At 56.3% G+C, this 2,578-nt stretch carries 2 protein-coding genes; both read right to left on the minus strand.

Features of this window, described 5'->3' with window-relative positions:
• Window positions 1-37: 37 nt before the first annotated feature.
• Window positions 38-2,113, minus strand: a complete 2,076-nt coding sequence (locus AS026_RS16690) for a recombinase family protein (RefSeq protein ID WP_062370606.1) — start codon at window positions 2,111-2,113, stop codon at window positions 38-40.
• Window positions 2,110-2,578, minus strand: a 469-nt coding sequence (locus tag AS026_RS40085; protein ID WP_235777234.1) for a DUF5372 family protein, incomplete at its 5' end; no start/stop codon positions are given. The genes AS026_RS40085 and AS026_RS16690, both read right to left, overlap by 4 nt.

Here is a 2,578-nt window from a genome sequence, read left to right on the forward strand (position 1 = left end):
GACGTTGGCGCGACATACTGCTCATCTGACGATGTCCTTAAAATAAAAGGGGATTTTGAACCGGATCCTGAGATATCGGACGTCTTGATCGCCTGGCATCTGCTTCGCGGCGAACAGTGTCGTCTTGAAGGTCGGAAAGTTGGATGATCCAAGGCGCTCCAGCACATAGCTGTCGAGCGGGAAGGACGCCGCTGCTTACCATCCGATAAGCCGTAGCTCGACTTACCTTCAGAATGTCGGCGGTCTCGTCGAGGGTTCTCTCTCCGCGTTCAGCCCGTTCGCCTTCCCGATAGACGGGGATGCCGTAGGTGTTGCGAAGACTGCAGACGTGGCTTCGTGTCCAGCTGGCGCCATGCCCAGTCCGCTTGCCGGAGCGGTTCAGGATCGCTGCGATTGACAAATCAGGTAACTGCCTTGCCAAGGCGCGCACGAGATCGACAACATCAGCCTTAACTGCCCACCGGGTCTGGCCGATCTTGTTCTTCTTCACTGTCATCCGGGTATGATCGCCACCTTGCCAATGGATGATGATCGCCAATGTGTCGTCGACGATATCGACGACAATTTCCGTGATTAGTAGCCGAATGATCTTTTTGCGCGTCTCGGTGGATACACTGGGGCTGTCCCATGCCTGCCCCAGGTCCCTGCCGAGCTTCATCAGTCTTGCACGGTCATCTGCCGATAGCGCGGGCATGTCGCGGTCGGTCGAGAGCGTCTCAAGCTCGATCTCCAGGTCACGCAATTGGATCAGTTTCTCATTCCAGCGTCTTTCCAACTCGCCCGCGACCAACCGATTGTCGGGATCGACAGCGTCATACTGGCGTCGCGCTCGAGCAGCCTCATATTGTGCTTGCTTGATTGAGTTCTCGAGTTGCTGACGCTTATCGCTATGACGCTGAGTGTGCGCCTCCATTGCCTGCAACGCCGCCTCGATCCCGAGGGGTTGCAGTCGTTCGAGAACTTCCTGCGCGACGGCCCGATCGACGCGCATGCCACCGAACCCGATGCAGTTTGCAGCCGCCATGTCGCCGAATGTGCCGCGACAAACGTATCGCTGCGTGTTGCCGCCTTTCCCAGAATATTGAATATGCAGTCGACGACCGCAGCGACCGCAACGAAATAGTCCAGGCAATAAAGCTTCGCCACGCCTTATCGAACCGCGTCCCATGTAGCTTTTTCCATTCGCATTCTCGGCGATCAGATGCTGATTCCTTTCAAACTCGGCCCAGCTAATATAGCCTTCATGATGGTCGTGGATCAAAACTTCCCAGTCCTTCGAATTACGCCGCAACGTATCACGGATGATCCGTTTGCGCCCATCCTTGATCATCACCCGTGTCCCACGCCGGCCGTAGGCGTACGAGCCAGCGTAGACGGGGTTTGTCAGTATGTGATGAAGGGTATGATAAACCGGAGCTTTCCACTCGATCGGCGGTTTGCCGCGCCCTTGATTGACAGACGGAACCAAGACATTCTCTTGTCTGAACCAGAGCAACACCTGGCGGACGGTCTGCAGTTCGGCGAATTTACGAAAGACGAGCAGAATGCTCTCCTGAACGCGCCGATCAGGATCTTTCTCGACACGGGCATCATCCGTCTTCACATATCCGACGGCAACAGTCAGATGAAGTTCGCCGCGCCGCGCCTTTTGGCGCATGGCCTCGACGGATCGTTGCCGAAACACGGATAACTCCATCTCGCTCATCGTACCCTTCATGCCAAGAAGGAGGCGATCGTTAGGCGAGCGTGGATCGTAAATAGCCTCTTCGTCAACGATTAGAGTGCCGACCAGACCACAAAATTCCAGCAACGTATGCCAATCACGGCCATTGCGCGCCAGACGTGAGGCCTCAAGCGATACGACTGCTCCCACCCGACCTTCACATATCGCCGCCAACAGCTTCTCGAATCCTGGGCGGGCGGTGCCACCTCCGGATCGTCCAAGGTCATCGTCGACGATCTCGACGGTCTCCCAACCCAACTGTCGAGCACGCTCGACTAAGCCGTACTGCCGTCGTTGGCTTTCCAGGTTATTGGCAACCTGGTAGGCCGTCGACTGCCGGACGTAGACGAAGGCGCTAAGGCTAAGATGGTCGGCGGTAATCTTACTCATTGCCCGCCTCCTTTCCGCCGTCGGCGCACCGCTTTGCCGCCGCTTCCGTCAACAGTAATTGCAGGAGCGTTAAGGCTTCCCGGCGCTGGGTGTCGCTCAGGTCTACCGGCCGGGCTGTCACGAACAGATCCAATTGCATGCGAAATTGCTTTCTCATGGCTTATCCCTTCGGCTTCTTGAACCGAGCGAAAAGGTACGTGAGAATCAATGAATGCGCGCAGTTCAATAAGCTTGGCTGCCGAAAGGCGCGGCTCGGCTACAATCTCGATCGAACTCGCCGCAGGATCAAACATCCATGCGGGGATTTGAAATGAGCCACCATGGGCTTGTCGAATCAGCAGATAATGAACACCTTCGTGCTCATGGCTGCCGGTTACCAATACAGTTTGGTCAACCAGTGGATGGAAGGGATACCTGACCGTGGACTCGAATGCCAGAAACCCGGCATTATGAACCCGGCTTCGA

It is taken from the genome of Rhizobium altiplani (genome assembly GCF_001542405.1).
GTDB classification, from domain to species: Bacteria; Pseudomonadota; Alphaproteobacteria; order Rhizobiales; family Rhizobiaceae; genus Rhizobium; species Rhizobium altiplani.

Excerpts from the sequence above, each read along its gene's own strand:
- AS026_RS16690 (WP_062370606.1), bottom strand. The coding sequence starts at position 2,113 with ATGAGTAAGATTACCGCCGACCATCTTAGCCTTAGCGCCTTCGTCTAC.